Genomic DNA, 23,021 nt, shown 5'->3' on the forward strand with positions numbered 1-23,021 from the left:
GTTACGACGTGGCTGCTCAGCGTGCGGTGCCCGGGGGCAGGTTGCCGTAGGTCTCGTCGTAGTAGCCGCCGAGCCGGTCCCGGTAGGCCGGGTCGCTGTGGCTCGTCTCGTCGTACTCGGGGGCGGCCTTGATCTGGTCCTTGTCGCGGTCGATGTAGACCTTGCGCTCGTCGTGGTCGACGTGGTTGACCGTGCCGGCGGGCAGCATGACCTTCTTGCCGAAGATCCACGGGCCGGTGTCGACCACCAGGTAGCTGCCGCCGACCTCGTGGCTCGCGCTGTCGATCTTGCCGATGCCGCCGTCGCCGGCCTCGACGCGGTAGCCGACCAGGTCGACGTCGGCGACCGCCGAGCGGTCCCGGTAGCTCCACGGGTCGAACGCGCCGGCCGGCGCACCGCCGGCGACCGCGCCCTGACCGCCGTCGACGATCGGTTCCCCGGTGGCGTGCGTGGCGTGCGGATCGAGCCTCTCCATGGTTGCTCCTGCCCCGACTGCGGTAGTCGTCTCGGAGGACCGACGCCTGTCGTGTCCGAGCAGACCCCTACCCGCGCCCGCCGACCCGTACACCCGGGCCGGCGACCTGCGGGAACCGTCCCGGAATGTGGATTCCGCCTCCCAAAAGCGGGGACGGGTGGCAGAGTGGCGGCATGACCAGCAGCCTGCTCATTATCGGCACCTAGCGCGCCCGGCCCCCTCCGCCGAGCGCGCAGACCTCCCGCATCGCGGGGGGTCTTTTTGTTGGTCCCCCGGCCGCCGCCCCGCCACTGCTCGAAAGGAATCCCCCATGACGTTCCAGCTCTACGACACCACGCTGCGCGACGGCGCCCAGCGAGAGGGCCTCACCTACTCGGTGGTGGACAAGCTGGCCGTGGCCCGGCTGCTCGACGAGTTCGGCGTCGGCTTCATCGAGGGCGGCTGGCCGGGCGCGGTGCCCAAGGACACCGAGTTCTTCCACCGGGCCCGCACCGAGCTGGACCTGAAAAACGCCGTGCTGGTCGCGTTCGGCGCGACCCGCCGGGCCGGCGTCGCCGTCGCCGACGACCCGCAGGTCCGGGCGCTGCTCGACGCCGAGACCCCGGCCGTCGCCCTGGTCGCCAAGGCCGACCTGCGGCACGTCGAGCGCGCGCTGCGCACCACCGCCGCCGAGAACCTGGCGATGATCCGGGACACCGTGGCGCACCTGGTCGCCCAGGGCCGGCGGGTCTTCGTCGACGGCGAGCACTTCTTCGACGGCTACCGGCACGACCCGGCGTACGGCGCGGAGGTGGCGCAGACCGCGCTCGCCGCCGGCGCCGAGGTGATGGTGCTCTGCGACACCAACGGCGGGATGCTCCCCTCCCAGGTCAGCGCCGTCATCGCCGACCTGGTCGCCCGGACCGGGATCGCCCCCGAGCGGCTCGGCATGCACGCCCAGAACGACACCGCCTGCGCGGTGGCCAACACCGTCGCCGCCGTCGAGGCCGGGGTCCGGCACGTGCAGGGCACCGCCAACGGCTACGGCGAGCGCCCCGGCAACGCCGACATCTTCGCCGTCGCCGCCAACCTCCAGCTCAAGCTCGGGCTGCCCGTCCTGCCGGAGGGCTGCCTGGAGCAGATGGTGCGGGTCTCCCACGCCATCGCCGAGATCGCCAACATCGCCCCCGACACCCACCAGGCGTACGCCGGGGCCGCCGCCTTCGCCCACAAGGCCGGGCTGCACGCGAGCGCGATCAAGGTGGATCCGCTGCTCTACAACCACGTCGACCCGACCGTGGTGGGCAACGACATGCGGATCCTGGTCACCGAGATGGCCGGCCGGGCCAGCGTCGAGCTGAAGAGCCGCGAGCTGGGGCTCGACCTGGCCGGCCATCCGGAGACCGTCTCGGCGGTGACCAACCGGGTCAAGGAGCTGGAGGCCGGCGGCTGGTCCTTCGAGGCCGCCGACGCCTCCTTCGAGCTGCTGGTCCGCTCCGAGCTGCCCGGCGCCGCGCCGGTGCGGCCGTTCGCCCTCGAGTCGTACCGGGTGCTGGTCGAGCACCGCGAGGACGGCGCGGTCGTCTCCGAGGCGACCGTGAAGATCCGGGTACGCGGCGAGCGGGTGATCGCCACCGCCGAGGGCAACGGCCCGGTCAACGCCCTCGACGAGGCGCTGCGGGTCGGCCTGGCGCGGCACTACCCGCAGCTGCGCGACTTCGAGCTGGCCGACTACAAGGTGCGCATCCTGGAGGGCAGCCACGGCACCGGCGCGATCACCCGGGTGCTGCTGGAGACCACCGACACCACCGGCCGGGACTGGACCACCGTCGGCGTGCACCCCAACGTGGTCGAGGCTTCCTGGCACGCCCTCGTCGACGCCCTCACCTACGGCCTGGACCGCGCCCGCGTGTAGTAACGGGGGCGGGTGCCGGGCCCACGGGGCGGGGCGGGGGCTCAGGCGGCGGGCAGGCGCAGCTCGGCCAGCAGCGCCCGGTGGTCGCTGCCCGGCACCGGCCGCACCGCCACCGACTCGACGGCGATGCGCCGGTCGGCCAGCACGTGGTCGATCGCCACCGGGGGGATCGGGTCGCCGTCGTAGGGGCCCCAGGTGCCGGTGAGCCCGGCGCCGACGGCGTCGGCCGCGTCGACGTACCCGGTGGCCAGCAGGGCGCGCAGCGGCGCGTGGTCGAGGGTGGCGTTGAAGTCGCCGGCCAGGATCGACAGCCCGGCCTGCGGGGTGGCCGGCGGCTGCGCGGCCAGGTCGGTGCGCCAGGGCCCGATCTGGTCGAGCGCGTACGGGGCCGCCGGGTGGACCGACTCGATCCGCACCGGCGGCGCGCCCGGCGGCGTCACCGTGCCGTACGCCTGGGTGAATCCCCAGCCGCCCCGGTTCTGCCGGATGCCGCCCCCGGCGATCGGGAAGCGGGCGTACAGCCCCGAGCCGACGGTGCCCACCTGCGGGTTGAGCTGCCGGTGGGGCAGCAGGGCGGCCAGGCCCAGCCGGTCCAGCTCGGCCGCCGCCTCGGGGGTGAACTCCTGCACGGCCAGCACGTCGACCCGCCTGCCCCGGACCAGGTCGACCAGGGTGCGGGCGTCGGCCGCGCCGGCCAGCAGGTTGGCGCTCGCCACCCGCAGTCGGGGCCCGTGCGCGGCGGGCTGCCCGCCGGGCAGCGCCCGGGGCGCGACCACGCCCACCAGGGCCGCCGCGACCACGGCCGCGACCACCGCCGCCGCCCAGCGCCGCAGCGCGAGCGCGAGCAGCAGCGGCCCGAGCGTCCACGCCGCGACGTACGGGGTGAACGCGATCGCCTGGACCAGCGGCCCCCGTTCCAGCCCGGCCAGCCGCAGCGCCGCCCAGGCCAGCCCCGGTGCCACGGTGACCCAGCAGAGCAGCGTGCGCGCCCCGGCCCGACGGCGGCCCGTCGAGGGCCCGGCCTGCGGCGAAGTGATCATGGGCGCCACGGTAGCGCGTCCGGTGCCCGCCGAGGTGCCCGCCGCGCCATTGCGTGAATTGCCCAGCGTTCATCTTTCGCAATTCCGCCGGCCGCCTGAATCAATCGAAACCGCGCCGACGGCTATTGACCGGGCGCTTTTGGCGGTGCTACTTTCCACTCGTTCCAGACCTGCCGCTCTCGGTAGTAATCCCTGCTCAGAGGCGGTGTTTCACCTGGCCAATCGATGTCGTGAATGTGTCGGTGATGGCTGCGCCGACCATTGTTTGCGGCGTCGGTCAGGCTCGGCAGCAATCCGGCTCGTCGCCTGACGCGCCGGTCGTGTCACCAAGGTCCACTAAAGGGAGACCCGTCATGGCCAAAATGATTTCCCGTAGGGCGGTAGCGGTCACGCTCGGCGTGCTGGCGCTGACGCTGGCCGGTGGCGGCATCGCCGTCGCCCAGACCACGACGGCGGCCCAGCCCGTCGCCCAGACCGGTCAGCCGGACGCCCGCGCGGCGGCGTCGTCGCAGCAGCCGGTGCCGACGGCGGCCGAGGTGGCCCAGGCCAGGGCGGCGCTGAAGAAGAAGGTCGGCCCGTCGTACGTGGCCGGCTCCACGTCCTTCGCGGTCGTGAACAGCGACGGCACCCTGGCCCGGGGCCATGACGTGGCCTCGGCGACCCGGTACGGCCCCGGCGAGTACCAGGTCGTCTTCCACCGCAGCCTGGCGCGCGGCGCGTACGTGGCCACCATCGGCGGCGCGACCGACTGCTGCATCCCGCCGGCCGGCGAGATCACGGTTGCGCCGCGGCTGATCACGCCGAACGCCGTCTTCGTGCAGACGTACGGCTCGAACGGTGCCCCGGCCGACCGCCCGTTCCACCTCGCGGTGTTCACCCGCTGACCGCCCGAGGCGGCATCGCCGGCCCCCGCACCGGGGCCGGCGTCGCCGGGCCCGCACCGGGCCCGCGCCGGTGCGCGGATCGTCCCGTTCGGGTCCCGGAGGCACCCCCAGTGGCGTAAATTCCGACGTTTGTCGGGACCCCGCCCCGGGAAGCAAGCACCGTGACGGACATCTCGGACACCCTGGCCAGCCTGCCCGGCCCGGTCGATCCCGACCCGACCGGCGGCGAGCTGGAACAGACCCTCTTCGAGGTCAAACGCGTGATCGTCGGGCAGGATCGACTCGTCGAGCGCCTGCTCATCGCACTCATCGCCGGCGGCCACTGCCTGCTGGAGGGGGTGCCCGGCGTGGCCAAGACCCTCGCCGCGCACACCCTCGCCACCGTGGTCGGCGGGACCTTCTCCCGGATCCAGTTCACCCCGGACCTGGTCCCCTCCGACATCGTCGGCACCCGCATCTACCGGGCCTCCAGCGAGAGCTTCGACGTCGAACTCGGCCCGATCATGGCCAACCTGGTGCTCGCCGACGAGATCAACCGGGCCCCGGCCAAGGTGCAGTCCGCGCTGCTGGAGGCGATGGCCGAACGGCAGGTCTCCATCGGCGGGCGGAGCTGGCCGGTGCCCGCACCCTTCCTGGTGCTGGCCACCCAGAACCCGATCGAGTCCGAGGGGGTGTACCAGCTCCCCGAGGCCCAACGCGACCGCTTCCTGCTCAAGATCGTGGTGGACTACCCGGGCGACGCCGACGAACTGGCCATCCTCTACCGGATGAGCAGCGACCGGCCGGTCCCGCGCCGGGTCCTCGACCCCGCCCGGCTGCTCGCGCTGCAACGCCGCGCCGCCGACGTCTTCGTCCACCACGCCGTCGCCGAGTACGTGGTCCGGCTGATCCTGGCCACCCGCGACCCGGACCGCTTCGGGCTGCCCGAGGTCGCGCCGCTGCTGGCGTACGGGGCGAGCCCCCGGGCCACCCTCGGCCTGGTCGCCGCCGCCCGCGCCCAGGCGCTGCTGCGCGGCCGGGACCACGTGCTCCCCTCCGACGTGCGGGAACTGGCCGTCGACGTCCTCGCCCACCGGCTGGTGCTCTCCTTCGACGCGGTCGCCGACGGGGTCAGCGCCGAGGAGGTGGTGCGCCGGCTGGTCGCCGCCGTGCCCCCGCCCCGGGTCGCCGCCCGGCACGCCGAACACCACACCGACCTGGCGGCGGCGTGAGGGGCCGCGCCGCGCCGGAGGGGACCACCCGGCCTCGGCACGGGCCCGTGCCCGTGCCCGCCGAGCCGACCCTGGCCGACCTCGCGCCCGACGGGCGGCTGCGCCGGCTGGAACTGACCGTCACCCGTCGCCTGGACGGGCTGCTGCACGGCCAGCACCGGGGACTGCTGCCCGGCCCGGGCAGCGAGGCCGCCGGCAGCCGGGAGTACCGGCCGGGCGAGGACGAGGTGCGCCGGATGGACTGGGCCGTCACCGCCCGGACCGCCGTGCCGCACGTCCGCGAGGTCGACGCCGACCGGGAGCTGACCACCTGGCTGCTGGTCGACGCCAGCCCCAGCATGGAGTACGGCACCGCCGCGCTGGACAAGCGCGAGCTGGCGGTGGCCGCCGTGGCGGCGGTCGGCTTCCTCACCGCCGGCACCGGCAACCGGCTCGGCGCGCACCTGCTCGCCCCGACCGGCTTGCGCCGGTTTCCCGCCCGCAGCGGCCGGACCCACCTGCTCGGCCTGCTCCGGGCGCTGCTGACCGCGCCGCGCGTCGGCGGGTACGACCCGGACACCGCGCCGCTGGCGCCCCCGCAACTGGCCGACGGGCTGGCCGAGGTGGGGCGGGTCGCCAGCCGACGGGGCCTTCTCGTGGTGGTCTCCGACTTCCTCGACGCGCTCCCCGCCGACCCGGCCGCCGCCCCACCCTGGGAGGCCCCGCTGCGCCGGCTCGCCGCCCGGCACCAGGTGCTCGCCGTGGAGGTGACCGACCCGCGCGAGCTGGAGCTGCCGGACGTCGGCCTGATCACCCTGGCCGACCCGGAGACCGGCCGGCGACGCCAGGTGTGGACCGGCGACCCCGGCCTGCGGGAGCGGTACGCCACGGCCGCCGCCGCCGAACGGGACCTCGTCCGCTCGGTGCTGCGCCGGTGCGGGGCCAGCCACCTGTCGCTGCGCACCGACCGGGACTGGTGCGCCGACATCGTCCGGCACGTGCACGCCCAGCGGCGGCTCGCCCGGACCCCGGCGGCGGCCCGCGGCTCGGCGGCGGCCCGCGGTTCGGCGGCGGCCGGGTCCTTCGGTGCGGCCCCGCGGCCCGGCGCGGTGCGGGGAGGTGGCGCGTGAACTGGCAGTCGCCCGCCCGGCTCTGGCTGCTGCTCGGGGTGCTCGCGCTGGCCGTGGGCTACCTGCTGGCCCAGCGCCGCCACAGCCGCTACGCCGTCCGCTTCACCAACCTGCGCCTGCTCGACCGGGTCGCCCCGCACCGCCCCGCGTGGCGGCGGCACGTGCCGGCCGGGCTCTTCCTGGCCATGCTCGCGCTGCTGGTGGTGGGCTTCGCCCGCCCGCACGACGAGGTGCGGGTGCCCCGGGAACGGGCCACCGTCATGGTGGCCGTGGACGTCTCCACCTCGATGCTCGCCTCCGACGTCGCACCGGACCGGCTCAGCGCGGCCAAGAAGGCCGCCCGGCGGTTCGTCGACGGCCTGCCCGACGAGTTCAACGTGGGGCTGGTCGCGTTCGCCGGCAGCGCGGCGGTGCTGGTCCCGCCCGGCACCGACCGGGAGGCCCTGCACGAGGGGATCGACCGCCTCGCCGAGGGCATCACCGGCGTGCAGGGCACCGCCATCGGGGAGGCGATCGGCACCTCGCTCGGCGCGGTGAAGGGGCTGGACGACCAGGCGGCCACGGAGCCGCCACCGGCCCGGATCATCCTGCTCTCCGACGGGGCGAACACCTCCGGCCTGGACCCGATGGAGGCCGCCGCCGAGGCGGTCGCCACGAAGGTCCCGGTGCACACGATCTCCTTCGGCACCCCGTCCGGCTCCGTCGACCGGGGCGGCCGGCCGATCCAGGTGCCGGTGGACGGGCAGACCCTCAAGGCGGTCGCCGACACCACCGGGGGTCGCTTCCACGAGGCGACCAGCAGTGAGGAGCTGCGGGCCGTCTACGACGACATCGGCACCTCGGTCGGCTACCGGACCCAGCTGCAGGACGTCTCCGCCCGGTTCATCGGGCTCGGGCTGATCCTGGCCATGGGGGCCGCCGCGGGCTCGCTGCGGTGGTTCTCCCGGCTGCCCTGAAATCGCCCGCCGGACGCCCGGGTCACCGGGTTCGACGAGCCCCTGACCGACCAACCGGACAGCCACGGTGACGAGGACGTGAGGAGCGCACGGATGGCAGTGCAGACCGGACTGGGCGAGCCACGAGGACCGTGGTTCGTCTCACCCGAGCTCGACCCGCACGGGCGGGACGGGTGGCAGCGGTGGGCCGTACCCGGTCAGGGGGATACCGGTGGGCGGCGCGGTTGGCGCGGTCGGCTGCTGGCCGCCGCCGCGGTGGTCGCGGTCTCCACCCTCTCCGGGGCGGCGGCCGGCGCCTGGGTCGCCGACGAGACGGGCTCGCCGGGGTCGGCGGCGTCCGCGGCGGCGGTGCCGGCCGAGCTGGTGACCGCCGCCGAGCGCAGCGTGCCCGGGGTGGTGTCGGTGCTGGTGGGCAGCGGCTCCGGCGCATCGGCGTCGGGCTCCGGGTTCGCCATCGACGACCAGCAGCACCTGATCACCAACGACCACATCCTGGCCAAGGGCGGCGGGCGCGGGGTGACGGTGGAGCTGCCGGACGGCCGGCGCTACCCGGCCGAGGTGGTCGGCCGGGAGCCGGGCAGCGACCTGGCGGTGCTGCGGGTGCCCCCGGACGCCGCCCTGACCCCGCTGCCGTTGGCCAAGGCCGGTGCGACCCGGGTCGGTGAGCCGGTGCTGGCGGTCGGCTCGCCGCTCGGGCTCGCCGGCACCGTCACCGCCGGCATCGTCAGCGCGCTCGACCGGCCGGTACGGCTGGGCACCATCCGGCACCGGGCCGTGCAGACCGACGCGTCGATCAACCCGGGCAACTCCGGTGGGCCGCTGGTCAACGCCCGGGGCGAGGTGGTCGGGGTGAACACCGCCATCGCCACCATCGACGGCAACGGCTCCATCGGCATCGGCTTCGCCATCCCGATCGACCAGGTGCAGCAGACCGCCGACACGATCATCGGAAAGGGTGGCTGAGCTGCGCAAACGGGCCCTGGGAGGGGAGAATTGGCGAATCCCGGACGGGGGAGCGTCGCCCGCCGCGAATGTCACCGTAGGTGTGGATACTGCCGAGGATGGAGCAAGCTCTCATCGCGGCGCTGCTGGTGGTGGGCCTGATCGTCGGGTGGGCGGTCGGGTCGGCGTACACGCGGGCCCGGCGCGGGTGGCGGGACTACCTCACGGCGCGCAGCACCGTCGGCGGTGCGCGGCGCGCGGCCATCGGGCTGATCGGGGCGGCCACCACGAAGATCGGTGTGATCGCGCTGCTGCTGGTCGGCGCGGTCGCCTACGCGGCGGCCGGCCCGAACGACGACCGGGCCGAACCGGCCCCCGACTCCTCGGTGACGCCGACGGCCACCCGAGGCGTCGGGGCGGGGCGCTAGCCTCGTGCCGTGGACGACGGACTGCGGGTGACCGACCGGCTGGTGCTGCCGGCAGCCGAGCTGCGCGAACGGTTCTCCCGCTCCTCGGGCCCCGGTGGGCAGGGCGTCAACACCACCGACTCGCGGGTGGAGTTGAGCTTCGACGTGGCCGGCTCGCCGAGCCTGCCGGAGCCGCTGCGCGCCCGCGCCCTGCAACGCCTGGCCGGCCGGCTGGTCGACGGGGTGCTCACCATCGCCGCCAGCGAACACCGGGCCCAGCTCGCCAACCGGGAGGCGGCCCGCCAGCGGTTGGCGGCGCTGCTGCGCGAGGCGGTCGCCCCGCCGCCCCCGCCGCGCCGCCCGACCCGCCCGTCGCGGGGGGCCAAGGAGCGCCGGCTGGCCGACAAGAAGCGCCGCTCCCAGCGCAAACGCGACCGCCGCGCCGACGACGACTGACGGCGTCGACGGCTCTCGGGCAAGCGCCCCGGGCCCCCACCGCCTCCGGGCCACGGCGCCGGGAGATCTTGGAGCCAAATGGCCCCCATAGGGGCCGCTTTCTACCAAGATCTTCACATTTCCCGTCAGGTGGAACACAGTTCCCGGTATTTGGGCTCGCTGAGGGGGTTGTCGTCGGGCCCCGGGCCATGACGCCCGGGCCACCGGCCTTGATCAACTCAATGTGCCGCACATCGCGCCTTCCTTTCCGGCGGAGACCGCGACATGCCGCATCCGAAGTCGATCGAGGGGAGGCGGGTGCCGCCCGCGGGTCCCGGGTGAGGCAGAGGTCGGCCCCTCGGAGTCGGGGATGTCACCCGGGACGGCATTGATCGATGGATGACGATCTGGTCCAATGGCCACGGGAGCAACCGGGCCGTCACCGACCGCACGCCGTCACGTGACAGGAGTCCCCTCACCATGCTCCGAAGGCCAATCGTTCCGGCCCTGCTGGCCACCCTCTCGGCCGTCTCCCTCGTCCTGCTGATCGGGCTGGCCGCCGCGCCCGGCCGCCCCGCGACCGCCGCGCCCAACCGCCCCGCCCTCGCCGCCCCCGCCGCGCCCGTCGCCGCCCCGGTGCGGATCATGCCGCTCGGCGACTCGATCACCGGCTCGCCCGGCTGCTGGCGGGCCATGCTCTGGAACCGCCTCCAGTCCACCGGTCACACCGACATCGACTTCGTCGGCACGCTCGGCCCGCAGGGCTGCGGGCAGCCGTACGACGGCGACAACGAGGGCCACGGCGGGTACCTGGTGACGAACGTCGCCAACCAGAACCTGCTGCCCGGCTGGCTCGCCGCCACCCGGCCCGACATCGTGCTCATGCACTTCGCCACCAACGACGTGTGGAGCAACGTCGCCCCGGCGACGATCCTCGCGGCGTACTCGAAGCTGGTGGACCAGATGCGGGCCAGCAACCCGGCGATGCGGGTGATCGTCGCGAAGATCATCCCGATGGCGCCGGCCACCTGCGGCGAGTGCGGGCAGCGGGTGGTCGCCTTCAACGGCGCGCTCGACGGCTGGGCGGCGGGGAAGACCACGGCCGCGTCGCCGATCACGGTCGTCGACCAGTGGACGGGCTTCGACACCGCCACCGACACGTACGACGGGGTGCACCCCAACGCGGCCGGTGATCAGAAGATGTCCGACCGCTGGTACCCGGCGCTGGTCGCCGCCCTCGCCGCCGGCACCCCGACCCCGCCCCCGACCCCGACGGCGTCACCGACCGCCACCCCCACCCCGCAGGCCGGCTGCACGGCCCGCTACCGGATCACCGGGCAGTGGCAGGGCGGCTTCCAGGGCGAGGTGACCGTGACCAACAGCGGGACCACCCGCACCGCCGGCTGGACCGTCGGCTTCACCCTCGGCGGCGGCCAGCGGATCAACCAGGCGTGGAACGCCGAGCTGACCCAGGCCGGCGGCGCGGTGACCGCCCGCAACGTGGGCTGGAACGGGGCGCTCGCCCCGGGGGCGGAGGCCACCTTCGGCTTCCTCGGCAGCGCCACCGGCACCCCCACCGTCCCCGCGCTGAGCTGCGCGGCGAGCTGAGGCAGGGGCGACGGCGCGGGGCCCCGCACACCGAAGGGCCCCGCGCTCAGCCCAAGGGGGGCGGCGGGCGGACCGGCCGGCGTCCGCTCGGCGAAGGCGTACACCCCGGGTGGGCTGGTGCTGGCGTAGGGTCGCGCGGTGGAGCGTCGTGTCGACCTGAGCAACCTCGACCTGGATCAGGCCGCCGGCATCATCGCCGAACGGCACCGTCAATGGGCGCAGCGGGGGCTCGACGTGGGTGCCCCGACCTGGGTCGACAACGACGCCGGCTGGCCGCCCCGGCTGCTGACCGACCGAGGTCGGGCACGTAGGCCGATGTCCGTGGGGGTGCGGGTCGGCCGCGAGAACCCGTACGCCGAGGCGGTGTTCGTGCTCTACGCCGGTGGCTGGGTCGACGTCGACCACGTCGCGGCGGGCTCGGACACGGTGCTGAGCGAACGTGTCGAGTTGGACGACGTTGAGCAGTTCCGCGCCGTGCTGGACCGGGTGGTCGCCCAGCTCTCCACCGGATGAACGGCTGCGGCCACGGCGGTGCCGGGGAAGCCCCGGGGGGTCAGGCCGCCGCGTCGAGCAGGGCCGCGCAGACGTCGATCAGTCGGGCCCGCAGCCGGCCGGCGCGCTGCGCGAACTCGCGTTGCCGCGCGACGTACTCGACCTTGCCCTCGGGGGTCTCGATGGCCACCGGCGGGTGCCCGTACGAGGAGAAGTCGTACGGGGACGCCTGCATGTCGAGCAGCCGGATGTCCCGGGCCAACTCGAAGCAGTCCAACGCCAGGTCCCCCGCGACCGCGGGGCCCAGCTTGGTGGCCCACTTGTGGCAGTCCATCGACGCGTGCAGGCAGCCCGGCTGGTCGAGCTCGACCTGGCTCGCCCTGGTGGGCCGGAGCCGGTTGAGGCCGATCGCGGCCGGGGTGAAGAACCGGAACGCGTCGAAGTGCGAGCAGCGGATCTGGTGGGCCTCGACCACCGCGTCGGTGCCCTCCTGCCCGAGCCGCAGGGGCAGCGGGTGCCGATGCTCGTGCTGGCGGTACACCATCGCCCACTCGTGCAGGCCGAAGCAGCCGGTGAAGGCCGGTCGGGACGCGATCGCGGAGAGCAGCCGATGGACGAAGCGCACCGACTCGGCCCGGTCGGCGAGGAACGCGGCGACGTCGAGGCGCACCACCCCGGCCGCGTCCGTGTCGTACCAACGCCACTGCCGGTGCGGGGCCGGACCGTCCGGTCCGGGCGCCAGGGAGAGAGCCGGGCCGGGGTGCCACCGGCGCAGCACGGAGGGCCGGGTGCCGTAGTAGTCGTACAGGAAGTCGTCGATGGCGTGCCGTTCCCCGGTGGCCTTGCGGGCGCGGTGGCCTGCGGTGAGGGCGTCCGCGCGCTCCTCGTGGGCCCGCAGCCGGGCCTGCCAGTCGGCCGCGTCGAGCGGCGCGGCGGGAGCGAGGGCGGCGGTCACCGCACCAGCGTACGACCGCCGCCGCCCGCGCCGGTCCCGGCGTCAGGGCACGTCGACCCGGACCCCGGCGGAGAACACCCCGCTGCGTAGTTCCAGCTGCTGCGGCCGGTTCGGGCCGTCGACCGTGAAGACCAGCGGCAGCACCAGTCGGGTGCCTGCGGCGAGCGGCTGGGCGAAGACGTCGCGCCCCTGGTTGGCCCGCCGGGTGGCGGCCTCGTCGGTGCTGACCCAGGTGCCGCCCGGCAGGTACGCCCGCTGGAGCTGGCCGTGCCAGGTCTGCTCTTCGGCGCTGACGTTGCGTACGCCGACGGTGGCCTGGCACTGCCGGTCCCCGGCGCTCGGCGGCTGCGGGCAGGCGATCCGGTAGACGGTGAACTCCATCGCCTGCTCGCGCAGCGGCACGCCGACCGCGCCCGTGGTGCCGTGCCCCACCCAGGCGCCGCTGGTGGGCTGCTTGGCCGTGTCGACCGCGGCGACCCGCTGGGTGGCCGTCAGCGCCGCCGCGAGCACCACCCCGACCAGGACCGTGGCCGCCCCACCCACCACCAGCCACACCGGCGGCCGGCGACGGCGGGGCGCGGTCGCGTCCCCCGGGGCGGCCGAGCGGGGGTAGACGGTGCCCCGCCGGCCCGCCGTCGCCCCGTCGACCCCGGCCGGCGACGCGGCGGCGCTGCCCGATGATCCGGCGGCCCCGGCCGGGCCAGTCCGCCCGGTGGTACCCGTCGGCGGTCCCGTGGGGCCGGTGGTGCCCGTCGGCGGTCCCGTGGGGCCGCTTGTCCGCCCGGTGGGGCCCGTCGGCGGTCGCCCGCCGGCCCGACGACGCTGCTGCCGTCGCCACCACCAGAGCCCGCCGAGGGTGAGCAGCAGGACCACCGCCAGCGCGCCGAGCAGCACCGGGGGGCGCCGCCAGGCCGGCGCGGCGGTGACCTCGGTCCCCGGCGCGGCGGCGTGCCAGGTCGCGGTGGCGCAGTCGTAGGGCCGGTCGCCGTTGCTGGTGAACGCGCAGGCCGGCGCGGTCAGCGCGCGGCCCGGCGCGGCGGCGCTGAGCGCGGTGTGCAGGGTGGTGGTGCTCCGGGCGGGCAGGCTGAGCCGCCAGCTCACCTCCGTGCTGTTCGCCGAGCGGCTGGCCCGCCCGCCGGGGGTGATCCAGGTCGCGGAGGTCCCGGCGGGCAGTTCCTGGCGCACGGTGGTGGACACCGGCCGGTTCCCGGTGTTGCGGACCCGGACCTGGTAGCCCGGCGCGGGGGTGCCGGCCGGGGTGACCGCCACCTCCACCGGCGACGGCGCGCCCTGGGTCGGCACCACCACCGACGGCGAGACCAGCGGCGGCGGCGCGGGCGCCGAGGCCGACGCGCCGTCCGTGGGCGTCGGGGCCGTGGCCGCCACCGGGTGGACCGCCGCGGCCGGTGCCGGGCGGACCGCCGCGGGTGGCGGCGTCTTCGGGGCCGCCGACGGCAGCGCCGGGACGGCGGCGAGAATGCCGAGGCAGTGTACGAACACTGCGAGGGCCCTGTGGTGTCGTGTCGATGCAGGCATACGAACGAACCTCCCCGTCAACCGACGCTAGGGGCGGTGGCGGTCCGGGCGGGTACGAAGCGGCGAAGTCCGCCCGCGTCGCCGACCTGCGGCGTACGCTGGCCCGCCGCCGAGCCGGCGACCGCCCCGCCGGGGCCCTTCGGGCTGGTCCCACGCGCCGCCGCGCGGCCGCCCCGCCGGGAGCGGGCTAGATTGGCCTGGTGCGTATCGCTCGTTTCGCTCATGCCAAGGGAATGTCGTTCGGGGTCGTCGAGGGCGAGTCGGAGGCGGGCCCACAGGCCCTCACCATCGCCGAGATCGAGGGCCACCCGTTCGGTCAGCTCCAGTTCAGCGGCGCCCGGTGGGCGCTCTCCGACGTCCGGCTGCTCTCGCCGATCCTGCCCAGCAAGGTGATCTGTGTCGGGCGCAACTACGCCGAGCACGCCGCCGAGCACGGCAGCGAGGTGCCCAAGGAGCCGCTGCTCTTCCTCAAGCCGTCCACCTCGGTGATCGGGCCCAGGGACGCCATCCGGTTGCCGATCTTCAGCAAGCAGGTCGAGCACGAGGCCGAGCTGGCGGTGGTGATCGGGGCGACGGGGGCCCGCCGGGCCGACCGGGCCGCCGCCGAGAAGGCCATCTTCGGCTACACCTGCGCCAACGACGTCACCGCTCGGGACCTGCAACGCTCCGACGGGCAGTGGACCCGAGCGAAGGGCTTCGACTCGTTCTGCCCCATCGGCCCGTGGATCACCACCGGCCTGGACGTCACCGACCTGGAGGTCCGCTGCGAGGTGGGCCGCGACTCGGCGGAGATGGAGGTGCGGCAGCTCGGCCGGACCCGGGACATGGTCTTCGACGTCCCGGCCCTGGTGTCGTACGTCTCGCACGTGATGACGCTGCTCCCCGGCGACGTGCTGCTCACCGGCACCCCGGCGGGGGTTAGCCCGATCGTGGCGGGGGATACCGTCACGGTGAGCATCGAGGGGATCGGGGAGCTGACCAACCCGGTCGTCCCGGTCGGTTGAGCCGCCGGGGGCCGCAGCCGCAGCCCAAGGCGGTTCTCCGGCCCCCGATTTGGCCTCTCCGGATCGGGAGGGTAAAGTTTCTCTCCGGTGCCGCAAGGCGCTGAACGGCACCGCGAGGTGCCAATGGGGTATGGGGTAATTGGCAGCCCAACTGATTCTGGTTCAGTTAGTCTAGGTTCGAGTCCTGGTACCCCAGCAACCGGTCGTTCGCGAGAGCGACGGTAGCTGGATCCCGCCGGAGAGCGCTCCGGTCACCCGCGAGGGGGCCGAAATGATCTCTGGTAGAGTTCGGCGGCACCGCCCGCGAGGGCGGTGTGGAGAAGGAAAAAGTTCTGGCCCCGTCGTCTAGTGGCCCAGGACGCCGCCCTCTCAAGGCGGTAGCGCCGGTTCGAATCCGGTCGGGGCTACAGTTCCGTCCAGCCCGTCTCACCCCGGTGAGGCGGGCTGTTTCGCGTCCGTCAGCGGGCCGTCTCGCGTACGGCGGCCTGTTTCTTGCGTACGCCGGCTGTTTCGCGCCCGGCAGCCTGGCGTCTCCCTCGCACCCGGCAGCCCACTGTCGCCGGAGGCAGCCGGACCATCCCGGGCCCGGCTGCGACCGTCGCGGAGCCGATCGTGCCCGATCGGCCCGTTGCCGGCGACCAGGCCCGTGCTGGCGGTCGCCTGTGCTGGCTGGTCGGGCCTGTGCTGGCGGTCGCCTGTGCTGGCTGGTCGGGCCCGTGCTGGCTGGTCGGGCCTGTGCTGGCTGGCCGGGCCGTTGCTGGCGATCGGGCCAACCACCCCCCGCGCGCCCGCCCGGGGTACGCCGCTAGACTACAGCCGTCGTCATCCGCAAGGCTGGCGAAGCAGCAAAGTTCTGGCCCCGTCGTCTAGTGGCCCAGGACGCCGCCCTCTCAAGGCGGTAGCGCCGGTTCGAATCCGGTCGGGGCTACATCTTCCCACCAGCCCGTCTCGCCCAGCCGCGAGACGGGCTGCTGCATGTCCGCCCGAGGTCTCTCATCCCGGTGATCAAGAGGTTTGCGTCACCTGGGAGATCAATGTTGACGCAAACCTCTTGATCACCGGGATGAGGTGGGGGTGGGCGGGGGGGGGGGTTAGAGGCCGGAGAGGCGTTGGCCGGCGCGGACGACGGCCATGGCGTGGCGTTCGCCGGGGCGGCGGCCCAGGCGCTCGATCGGGCCGGAGATGCTGATGGCGGCGATCACCCGGCCGGTGCGGTCGCGGATCGGGGCGGAGACGCTCGCCACTCCCGCCTCCCGTTCGGCGACGCTCTGCGCCCAGCCGCGCCGGCGGACCTCCGCGAGGGTGCGGCCGGTGAACTTCGAGCGGGGCAGCAGCGGCATCACCGCCTCGGGCGGCTCCCAGGCCAGCAGGATCTGCGCCGCCGAGCCGGCGGTCATCGGCAGCACGGAGCCGACGGGCACGGTGTCGCGCAGGCCGCTGGCCCGCTCGGTGGCGGCCACGCAGATCCGCTCGTCGGCGCGGCGCAGGTAGAGCTGGGCGCTCTCCCCGGTGGCGTCGCGCAGCGCGGCCAGCAGCGGCTCGGCGGCGGTCAGCAGCACGTCGGGGGCGGCGTTGGCGAGCTCACCGAGGCGGGGGCCCGGACGCCACCGGCCCTGGGTGTCCCGGACCAGCATCCGGTGGATCTCCAGCGCCTGCGCCAGCCGGTGCGCGGTGGCCCGGGGCAGCTTGGTGCGTTCAACGAGTTCGGCCAGGCTGGCGCCGTCGACGCAGGCGGCCAGGATGACCACCGCCTTGTCGAGAACGCCGACACCGCTCATACTGTGTCCCACAACCCGAAACATACCTCCCAGAATTTAGGATGTCCAGATGGTGGGAGTCACTCGCCCGAGGACCCTGGCCGAGAAGGTCTGGGACTCGCACGTCGTCCGGTCCGCCGAGGGCGAGCCGGACCTGCTCTACATCGACCTGCACCTGCTGCACGAGGTCACCAGCCCGCAGGCCTTCGACGGGCTGCGGCTCGCCGGCCGCCGCGTGCGCCGCACCGACCTCACGCTCGCGACCGAGGACCACAACACCCCCACGGGGTACGCGGACCCGGCCTTCCGGCAGCGCCGCGGCGACCTGCTCACGATCGCGGACCCCACCTCCCGCACCCAGATCGAGACGCTACGCCGCAACTGCGCCGAGTTCGGCGTCCGGCTGCACCCGCTCGGCGACGCCAACCAGGGCATCGTGCACGTCATCGGTCCGCAGCTCGGGGTCACGCAGCCCGGCATGACGATCGTCTGTGGCGACTCACACACCGCCACCCACGGCGCCTTCGGCGCCCTCGCGTTCGGCATCGGCACCAGTGAGGTCGAGCACGTGCTGGCGACCCAGACGCTGCCGCAGAGCCGACCGAGGACGATGGCCGTGAACGTCACCGGCCGGCTCGGGCCCGGCGTCACCGCCAAGGACCTGGTGCTGGCCCTGATCACCCAGGTGGGCACCGGCGGCGGGCGCGGGCACATCGTGGAGTACCGGGGCGAGGCGATCCGCGCGCTCTCCATGGAGGGGCGGATGACCGTCGCCAACATGTCCATCGAGTGGGGCGCCAAGGCCGGCATGATCGCGCCGGACGAGACCACCTTCGCGTACCTCAAGGGGCGGCCGAACGCGCCCCAGGGGGCCGACTGGGACGCGGCGGTCGAGCACTGGCGGACCCTGCCCACCGACGAGGGGGCGACCTTCGACGCCGAGGTGACCCTCGACGCCGGCCGGGTCACGCCGTTCGTCACCTGGGGCACGAACCCGGGCCAGGGTGCCCCGCTGGACGCGGCCGTGCCCGACCCGGAGGCGTTCGGCACGGACGCCGAGCGGGTCGCCGCCCGCCGGGCCCTGGAGTACATGGACCTCGTGCCGGGCACCGCCCTGCGCGACCTCTCCGTCGACGTGGTCTTCGTCGGCTCCTGCACCAACGGCCGGCTGGAGGACCTGCGCGCCGCCGCCGACGTGCTGCGCGGACACCGGGTCGCCGACGGGGTACGGATGCTCGTGGTCCCCGGCTCCGCCGCCGTCCGGGAGGCCGCCGAGGCCGAGGGGCTGGACAAGATCTTCTCCGACGCCGGGGCCGAGTGGCGCTTCGCCGGCTGCTCGATGTGCCTGGGCATGAACCCGGACACGCTCGCGCCGGGGGAGCGCTCCGCCTCGACCTCCAACCGAAACTTCGAGGGCCGCCAGGGCCGGGGCGGACGTACCCACCTGGTGTCGCCGCCGGTCGCCGCCGCCACCGCCGTGGTCGGTCGGCTGGCCGCCCCCGCCGACCTGTAGAAGGGCAGCCACGCCAGATGGACAAGTTCACCGTGCACACCGGCACCGCCGTGCCGCTGCGTCGTTCCAATGTGGATACCGATCAGATCATCCCCGCCGTGTACCTCAAGCGGGTGACCCGCACCGGATTCGCCGACGGTCTCTTCAGCGCCTGGCGGGAAGATCCTTCATTCGTGCTCAACGATGCGTCGTATTCCGGGGCGTCGATTCTTGTGGCCGGCCCGGAGTTCGGCACGGGATCTTCCCGGGAGCACGCCGTGTGGGCGCTGCGGGACTGGGGGTTCCGGGCGGTGGTCTCACCCCGCTTCGGTGACATCTTCCGGGGCAACGCCCTCAAGGAGGGGCTGCTGCCGGTCGAGTTGGAATTGAACGCCGTCGAGGAGTTGTGGCGTCTCGTCGAGTCCGACCCCGGCACCGCCGTCACCGTCGACCTGACCACCCGCGAGGTCCGGGCGGGCGACGCCAGCTGGCCCTTCCCCCTCGACGACTTCAGCCGCTGGCGGCTGATGGAGGGGTTGGATGACATTGGACTCACGCTTCGCCACGAGGCCGACATCACCGCCTACGAGCGCGGCCGGCGGCCCTTCCTGCCCGCCGTGGCATAGCCGTACGCCCGATCGGGCATCGGTTTCCGCCCCCACCGGCGAGCCCGTCGGGGATGATTCCGTTGCGACACAAGGCCTTTTTTCCACCGAATGTTTGTGTCCAGGCAGCACAGGGCATACCGTGCGCGCAGAATGGCTCGCGTCGAGTCAGTTGCACAATCGGGAGGAAGTCGTGAACAAGGCCGAGCTCATCGAGGCGCTCGCCGTTCGCCTGGGGGACCGGAAGACGGCGACGGCTGCGCTCGACGCGGTCCTCGCTGAGGTCCAGGCGGCGGTCACCAAGGGCGAGAAGGTGGCGATCACCGGATTCGGAGCGTTCGAGAAGCGCGTCCGGGGAGCCCGAACAGCGCGCAACCCGCGGACCGGCGAGGCGGTGAAGGTCAAGAAGACATCCGTCCCGACCTTCCGGGCCGGCGCCGGGTTCAAGGAGATGGTGGCCAGCGGCAAGGTGCCGAAGGCCACGGCGGCGGCGAAGAAGACCGCCACGGCCGCCACCAAGACCACGGCCGGCAAGGCCACGGCAGCCAAGGCCACGGCCGGCAAGACGACCGGGGCCAAGGCCACCGGCGCGAAGGCCACCGCGGCCAAGGCGGCGGGCGCGAAGGCCACCGGCACCAAGGCCACCGGCACCAAGGCCACCACGGCCAAGGCCGCGGGCGCGAAGGCCACCGGCACCAAGGCCACCGGCACCAAGGCCGCCGCCGCGACGAAGAAGGCGGCCACGGCCAAGGCGACCAAGACGGCGGCCACGAAGGCCACCACCAAGAAGACCGCCACCGCGAAGAAGACCACGGCGGCGAGCACGTCGACCGCGGCGAAGAAGACCACCGCGACGGCGACCAAGGGCACGGCGGCAAAGAAGGCGCCGGCGAAGAAGTCCGCGGCCAAGAAGGCGGCCACCAAGCGCTGACCGGCCGCACCGTCGCCAAGGGGCGTCCACCGGGACCCGGTGGACGCCCCTTGCACGTGTCATCGGCGGCGCTGCGGCCCCCTACAGGCGGTCGGCGGCGAGGAGGCGGTCGGCGGCGAAGGCCAGCAGCCAACCCCCGCCCTTGGGCGTGCTGAAGTCCTCGGCGCGGCCGGTGAGGCGTTCCAGGGCCCCGGCCAGCACCTTGCCCTGCCCGCACACCCCGGCCGTGCCCCCGGGGGCGGCCAGCTCGGCGAGGCAGGCCGCGGCGGCCAGCGCGCGCTCGGGCAGGACCTGGCCGGGGCGCGGCTCGTCGAGGTCGCCGGCGACCTCGATCGGCAGGTCCAGCAGGGCCGCCGCCGGGTCCAGGGTCTGCACGCAGCGGCGGGCCGAGGCCGACAGCAGCCGGGTCGGGCGGACCAGGGCCACCAGGGGCGCCAGGGAACGCGCCTGGGCCCAGCCGGTGTCGTCGAGCGGGCGGCCGGTGTCCGGGCCGCACCAGGTGCCGCGCTTGCCCGCCTCGGCGTGCCGGACCAGGGTGACCGTCGCGGTGACCCGGGGCAGGGCCGCGAACGTGCGCAGCACCTCGGCGTCGTGCGGGTAGTTGACCAGGCGCGCGGCCTGCTCGACGGGCAGCCAGCGGATGTCGTCGACCTCGGTGTCGGGCTGGAACCCGCCCTCGGCCACCGCCCGCAGCGACCAGTAGTCGACCACCTTCGGCCGGCCCTCGCTGCGGTACCGCACGGTGGGCAGCCGCACCTGTGGCACCGCCCGGACGTCGGCCTCCTCGGCGACCTCCCGCACGGCGGCGCTCAGCGGGTGCTCACCCGCCTCCAGCTTGCCCTTGGGCAGCGACCAGTCGCCGTAGCGGGGGCGGTGCACCAGGCAGACCAGCACACCGTCGGCGTCCGGACGCCAGACCACCCCGCCCGCCGCCCGGATCACTCGTTCCCGTTCCGACATCCGTCCAGCCTAGGCTCATCCCGCCGTGCCGCCGACGCGGCGTAGCAGCAGGTCCTGCAGGTGGGCCAGCGGTTCCCGGGCGGATCCGCCGCGACGGGTCCAGGAACCGTCCCCGGCGAGCTCGAACGCCTGCACGTCCGGGCTGAACGCGGCCGTGAGCACATGGTCCAGCTCGGCCCGCGCCACCGGATCGCTCACCCGCACCAGCGCCTCCACCCGCCGGTCCAGGTTGCGGTGCATCAGGTCCGCCGAGCCCATCCAGAACTCCGCCGCCCCGTCGTTGCCGAACCGGAAGATCCGGGAGTGCTCCAGGAACCGGCCGAGGATCGAGCGGACCCGGATGTTCTCCGACAGCCCCGGCACCCCGGGACGCAGTGTGCACATGCCCCGGATCAGCAGGTCCACGTGCACGCCGGCCCGCGACGCCCGGTAGAGCGCGTCGGTGATTTGCTCGTCGACCAGCGAGTTGACCTTGAACTGCACCAGCCCCGGCCGGCCGAGCCGGACGTGCCCGATCTCCCGCTCGATGCGCTCGAGCAACCCCCGCCGGATGCCCTGTGGGGCCACCAGCAGTCGGCGGAACCCGGTCTGCCGGCTGTAGCCGGTCAGCACGTTGAACAGGTCGGTCAGGTCGGCGCCGATCTCCGGGTCGGCGGTGAGCATCCCGAAGTCCTCGTACAAACGGGCGGTCTTCGGGTGGTAGTTGCCCGTGCCGATGTGGCAGTAGCGGCGGATCTGGTTGCCCTCCTGGCGCACCACCAGGGCGGTCTTGCAGTGCGTCTTCAGCCCGACGAGGCCGTACACCACGTGGCAGCCGGCGCGTTCCAGGGTGCGCGCCCAGCCGATGTTGGCCACCTCGTCGAACCGGGCCTTCAGCTCCACCAGCACCACCACCTGCTTGCCGGCGGCGGCGGCCTCGACCAGCGCGTCGACGATCGGGGAGTCCCCGCTGGTGCGGTAGAGGGTCTGCTTGATGGCCAGCACGTCCGGGTCCGCCGCCGCCTGCTCGACGAAGCGCTGCACGCTGGTCGCGAACGAGTGGTACGGGTGGTGGACCAGCACGTCGCCGTCGCGCAGGGTGGCGAAGACGCTGCGCGGCACCTCGCCCTCGGCGAGGCGGGGATGGGTGGCCGGCACGAACGGCGGGTCCTTCAGGTCGGGGCGGTCGGCGTCGCCGTAGAGCTGCCAGAGCGCGGAGAGGTCGAGCAGGCCGCGCACCCGCAACACGTCGTGGCCGTCCATGTCCAGCTCGCGTACGAGCAGCTCGAGCATGTGGTCGGAGATCGAGGCCGCCACCTCCAGCCGGACCGGCGGGCCGAACCGGCGGCGGGCCAGCTCCCGCTCCAGGGCCTGCAACAGGTCCTCGTCGCGGTCCTCGTCGACCTCCACCTCGGTGTTGCGGGTGACCCGGAACAGGTGGCACTCGACCACCTGCATGCCGGAGAAGAGCTGCCCCAGGTGCACCGAGATCAGCTCCTCGACCGGGATCACCCGCAGCCCCGGGGCGTCCCGGTCGACCCGGACGAACCGGGGCACGTTGTTCGGCACCTTGACCCGGGCGAAGAGCTCCGGGCCGCCGTGCGGGTCGCGTACGGCGACCGCCAGGTTCAACGACCGCCCGGAAATGTACGGGAACGGGTGCGCCGGGTCGACGGCGAGCGGGGTGAGCACCGGGAAGACGTGCTCGCGGAAGTAGGTGCGCAGCCGCTCCCGCTCGGGGGCGTCCAGGTCGCTCCAGCACAGGATGCGGATGTCCTCGGCGGCGAGCTTCGGCAGCACGTCGTCGACGAAGCAGGCGGCGTGCCGGGCGACCAGCGCGGCGGTCCGCCCGGCGACCAGCCCGAGCTGGGTACGCAGCGGCAGCCGGTCCCCGCCGCGCACCGGCAGCCCCGCCGACAGCCGTCGCTTCAGCCCCGCCACCCGGACCATGTAGAACTCGTCGAGGTTGCCGGCGAAGATGGCCAGGAACTTGGCCCGCTCCAGCAGCGGGGTGTGCGGGTCCTCGGCCAGGGCCAGCACCCGGGCGTTGAAGTCGAGCCAGGAGAGCTCCCGGTTGAGGAAGCGCTCCTCGGGCAGCGGTTCCGGGGGCGCGGGCTCGTCGTCGGGGTCGGCCACGGCCACCGCCGCCGGTGGGTCGGCGGGCGCGTCGAGCACCTCCGCCAGCCCGGCGGAGGCCGCCGCCCCGCCGGGACCGGTCGGACCCGGCTGGTCCCCGCCGGGCCCGGACGGGATCGGCTGTTCCACGGTGGCGGCGCGGGGATGGAAGCGGCCGTCGGGGCCGCGTCGGCGGGAGGCACCGCGGGCGGGCGCCGGGGTGTCCGGTGCCGT

At 74.3% G+C, this 23,021-nt stretch carries 20 protein-coding genes, 3 tRNA genes and 1 pseudogene; 17 read left to right on the forward strand and 7 right to left on the reverse strand.

Annotation, left to right across the window (positions count from 1 at the left end):
- Positions 1-16 precede the first annotated feature (16 nt).
- Positions 17-475 (reverse strand): PRC-barrel domain-containing protein, encoded by a 459-nt coding sequence (locus ACLQ2V_RS09500; protein ID WP_425718028.1) that lies wholly within the window; start codon positions 473-475, stop codon positions 17-19.
- A 310-nt stretch (positions 476-785) separates the two neighbouring features.
- On the opposite strand from ACLQ2V_RS09500, the gene cimA reads away from it, so the two are divergent.
- Complete coding sequence (gene cimA / locus ACLQ2V_RS09505; RefSeq protein ID WP_425718029.1) at positions 786-2,369, forward strand: citramalate synthase; 1,584 nt, start codon at positions 786-788, stop codon at positions 2,367-2,369.
- Between the two features lie 41 nt (positions 2,370-2,410).
- Here cimA and ACLQ2V_RS09510 read toward each other — a convergent pair whose 3' ends face one another.
- Complete coding sequence (locus tag ACLQ2V_RS09510) at positions 2,411-3,409, reverse strand: endonuclease/exonuclease/phosphatase family protein (protein ID WP_425718030.1); 999 nt, start codon at positions 3,407-3,409, stop codon at positions 2,411-2,413.
- Between the two features lie 353 nt (positions 3,410-3,762).
- Between ACLQ2V_RS09510 and ACLQ2V_RS09515 the strand changes: the two genes are divergently transcribed.
- The 9 genes and pseudogenes from ACLQ2V_RS09515 (at position 3,763) to ACLQ2V_RS09555 (ending at position 11,474) form a co-directional block, all read left to right on the forward strand.
- Complete coding sequence (locus tag ACLQ2V_RS09515) at positions 3,763-4,293, forward strand: hypothetical protein (protein WP_425718031.1); 531 nt, start codon at positions 3,763-3,765, stop codon at positions 4,291-4,293.
- A gap of 161 nt (positions 4,294-4,454) precedes the next feature.
- Positions 4,455-5,504 (forward strand): AAA family ATPase, encoded by a 1,050-nt coding sequence (locus ACLQ2V_RS09520; RefSeq protein ID WP_425718032.1) that lies wholly within the window; start codon positions 4,455-4,457, stop codon positions 5,502-5,504.
- A gap of 53 nt (positions 5,505-5,557) precedes the next feature.
- A pseudogene (locus ACLQ2V_RS09525) lies at positions 5,558-6,538 on the forward strand (DUF58 domain-containing protein); the annotation flags it as partial.
- Positions 6,539-6,609: 71 nt separating this feature from the next.
- Entirely contained in the window at positions 6,610-7,569 is a 960-nt protein-coding gene (locus ACLQ2V_RS09530) for a VWA domain-containing protein (RefSeq protein ID WP_425718033.1), read from the forward strand.
- 93 nt (positions 7,570-7,662) lie between these two features.
- Positions 7,663-8,532 (forward strand): S1C family serine protease, encoded by an 870-nt coding sequence (locus ACLQ2V_RS09535; RefSeq protein WP_425718034.1) that lies wholly within the window; start codon positions 7,663-7,665, stop codon positions 8,530-8,532.
- Between the two features lie 98 nt (positions 8,533-8,630).
- A complete protein-coding gene (locus ACLQ2V_RS09540) occupies positions 8,631-8,939 on the forward strand; it encodes a hypothetical protein (protein WP_425718035.1) in 309 nt (102 codons plus the stop codon).
- Positions 8,940-8,948: 9 nt separating this feature from the next.
- Positions 8,949-9,374, forward strand: coding sequence for an alternative ribosome rescue aminoacyl-tRNA hydrolase ArfB (gene arfB, locus ACLQ2V_RS09545; RefSeq protein WP_425718036.1), 426 nt, complete (start codon positions 8,949-8,951; stop codon positions 9,372-9,374).
- A gap of 459 nt (positions 9,375-9,833) precedes the next feature.
- Positions 9,834-10,961 carry a cellulose binding domain-containing protein gene (locus ACLQ2V_RS09550; protein ID WP_425718037.1) on the forward strand — a complete coding sequence of 376 codons (1,128 nt, stop codon included), beginning with the start codon at positions 9,834-9,836 and terminating at the stop codon, positions 10,959-10,961.
- Positions 10,962-11,099: 138 nt separating this feature from the next.
- Positions 11,100-11,474 carry a hypothetical protein gene (locus tag ACLQ2V_RS09555; protein ID WP_425718038.1) on the forward strand — a complete coding sequence of 125 codons (375 nt, stop codon included), beginning with the start codon at positions 11,100-11,102 and terminating at the stop codon, positions 11,472-11,474.
- A 40-nt stretch (positions 11,475-11,514) separates the two neighbouring features.
- On the opposite strand, the gene ACLQ2V_RS09560 is transcribed toward ACLQ2V_RS09555, so the two are convergent.
- Entirely contained in the window at positions 11,515-12,408 is an 894-nt protein-coding gene (locus ACLQ2V_RS09560) for a 3-methyladenine DNA glycosylase (RefSeq protein WP_425718039.1), read from the reverse strand.
- A 42-nt stretch (positions 12,409-12,450) separates the two neighbouring features.
- A complete protein-coding gene (locus ACLQ2V_RS09565) occupies positions 12,451-13,908 on the reverse strand; it encodes a hypothetical protein (protein WP_425718040.1) in 1,458 nt (485 codons plus the stop codon).
- A gap of 236 nt (positions 13,909-14,144) precedes the next feature.
- Here ACLQ2V_RS09565 and ACLQ2V_RS09570 point away from each other — a divergent pair, with 236 nt between their 5' ends.
- From ACLQ2V_RS09570 to ACLQ2V_RS09585, 4 genes are all read left to right on the forward strand, one after another.
- Complete coding sequence (locus ACLQ2V_RS09570) at positions 14,145-14,948, forward strand: fumarylacetoacetate hydrolase family protein (protein WP_425718041.1); 804 nt, start codon at positions 14,145-14,147, stop codon at positions 14,946-14,948.
- Between the two features lie 124 nt (positions 14,949-15,072).
- Positions 15,073-15,144: transfer RNA gene (locus ACLQ2V_RS09575), tRNA-Gln, on the forward strand.
- A gap of 138 nt (positions 15,145-15,282) precedes the next feature.
- A tRNA-Glu gene (locus ACLQ2V_RS09580) sits at positions 15,283-15,355 on the forward strand.
- 448 nt (positions 15,356-15,803) lie between these two features.
- Positions 15,804-15,876: transfer RNA gene (locus ACLQ2V_RS09585), tRNA-Glu, on the forward strand.
- Between the two features lie 163 nt (positions 15,877-16,039).
- Here the strand turns inward: ACLQ2V_RS09585 and ACLQ2V_RS09590 are convergent.
- Positions 16,040-16,726, reverse strand: a complete 687-nt coding sequence (locus tag ACLQ2V_RS09590; protein ID WP_425718324.1) for an IclR family transcriptional regulator — start codon at positions 16,724-16,726, stop codon at positions 16,040-16,042.
- 49 nt (positions 16,727-16,775) lie between these two features.
- On the opposite strand from ACLQ2V_RS09590, the gene leuC reads away from it, so the two are divergent.
- From leuC to ACLQ2V_RS09605, 3 genes are all read left to right on the forward strand, one after another.
- Positions 16,776-18,218 carry a 3-isopropylmalate dehydratase large subunit gene (gene leuC, locus ACLQ2V_RS09595; protein ID WP_425718042.1) on the forward strand — a complete coding sequence of 481 codons (1,443 nt, stop codon included), beginning with the start codon at positions 16,776-16,778 and terminating at the stop codon, positions 18,216-18,218.
- Between the two features lie 17 nt (positions 18,219-18,235).
- Positions 18,236-18,823: a 3-isopropylmalate dehydratase small subunit gene (gene leuD, locus ACLQ2V_RS09600; protein ID WP_425718043.1), complete on the forward strand. Its 588-nt coding sequence runs from the start codon at positions 18,236-18,238 to the stop codon at positions 18,821-18,823.
- 172 nt (positions 18,824-18,995) lie between these two features.
- Positions 18,996-19,733: an HU family DNA-binding protein gene (locus ACLQ2V_RS09605; RefSeq protein ID WP_425718044.1), complete on the forward strand. Its 738-nt coding sequence runs from the start codon at positions 18,996-18,998 to the stop codon at positions 19,731-19,733.
- A gap of 81 nt (positions 19,734-19,814) precedes the next feature.
- On the opposite strand, the gene ACLQ2V_RS09610 is transcribed toward ACLQ2V_RS09605, so the two are convergent.
- Positions 19,815-20,693: an NUDIX hydrolase gene (locus ACLQ2V_RS09610; protein ID WP_425718045.1), complete on the reverse strand. Its 879-nt coding sequence runs from the start codon at positions 20,691-20,693 to the stop codon at positions 19,815-19,817.
- 15 nt (positions 20,694-20,708) lie between these two features.
- Positions 20,709-22,925 (reverse strand): RNA degradosome polyphosphate kinase, encoded by a 2,217-nt coding sequence (locus ACLQ2V_RS09615; RefSeq protein WP_425718325.1) that lies wholly within the window; start codon positions 22,923-22,925, stop codon positions 20,709-20,711.
- Positions 22,926-23,021 lie beyond the last annotated feature (96 nt).

Origin of the sequence: Micromonospora sp. DT233 (assembly GCF_049841815.1) — a bacterium.
GTDB lineage: Bacteria > Actinomycetota > Actinomycetes > Mycobacteriales > Micromonosporaceae > Micromonospora.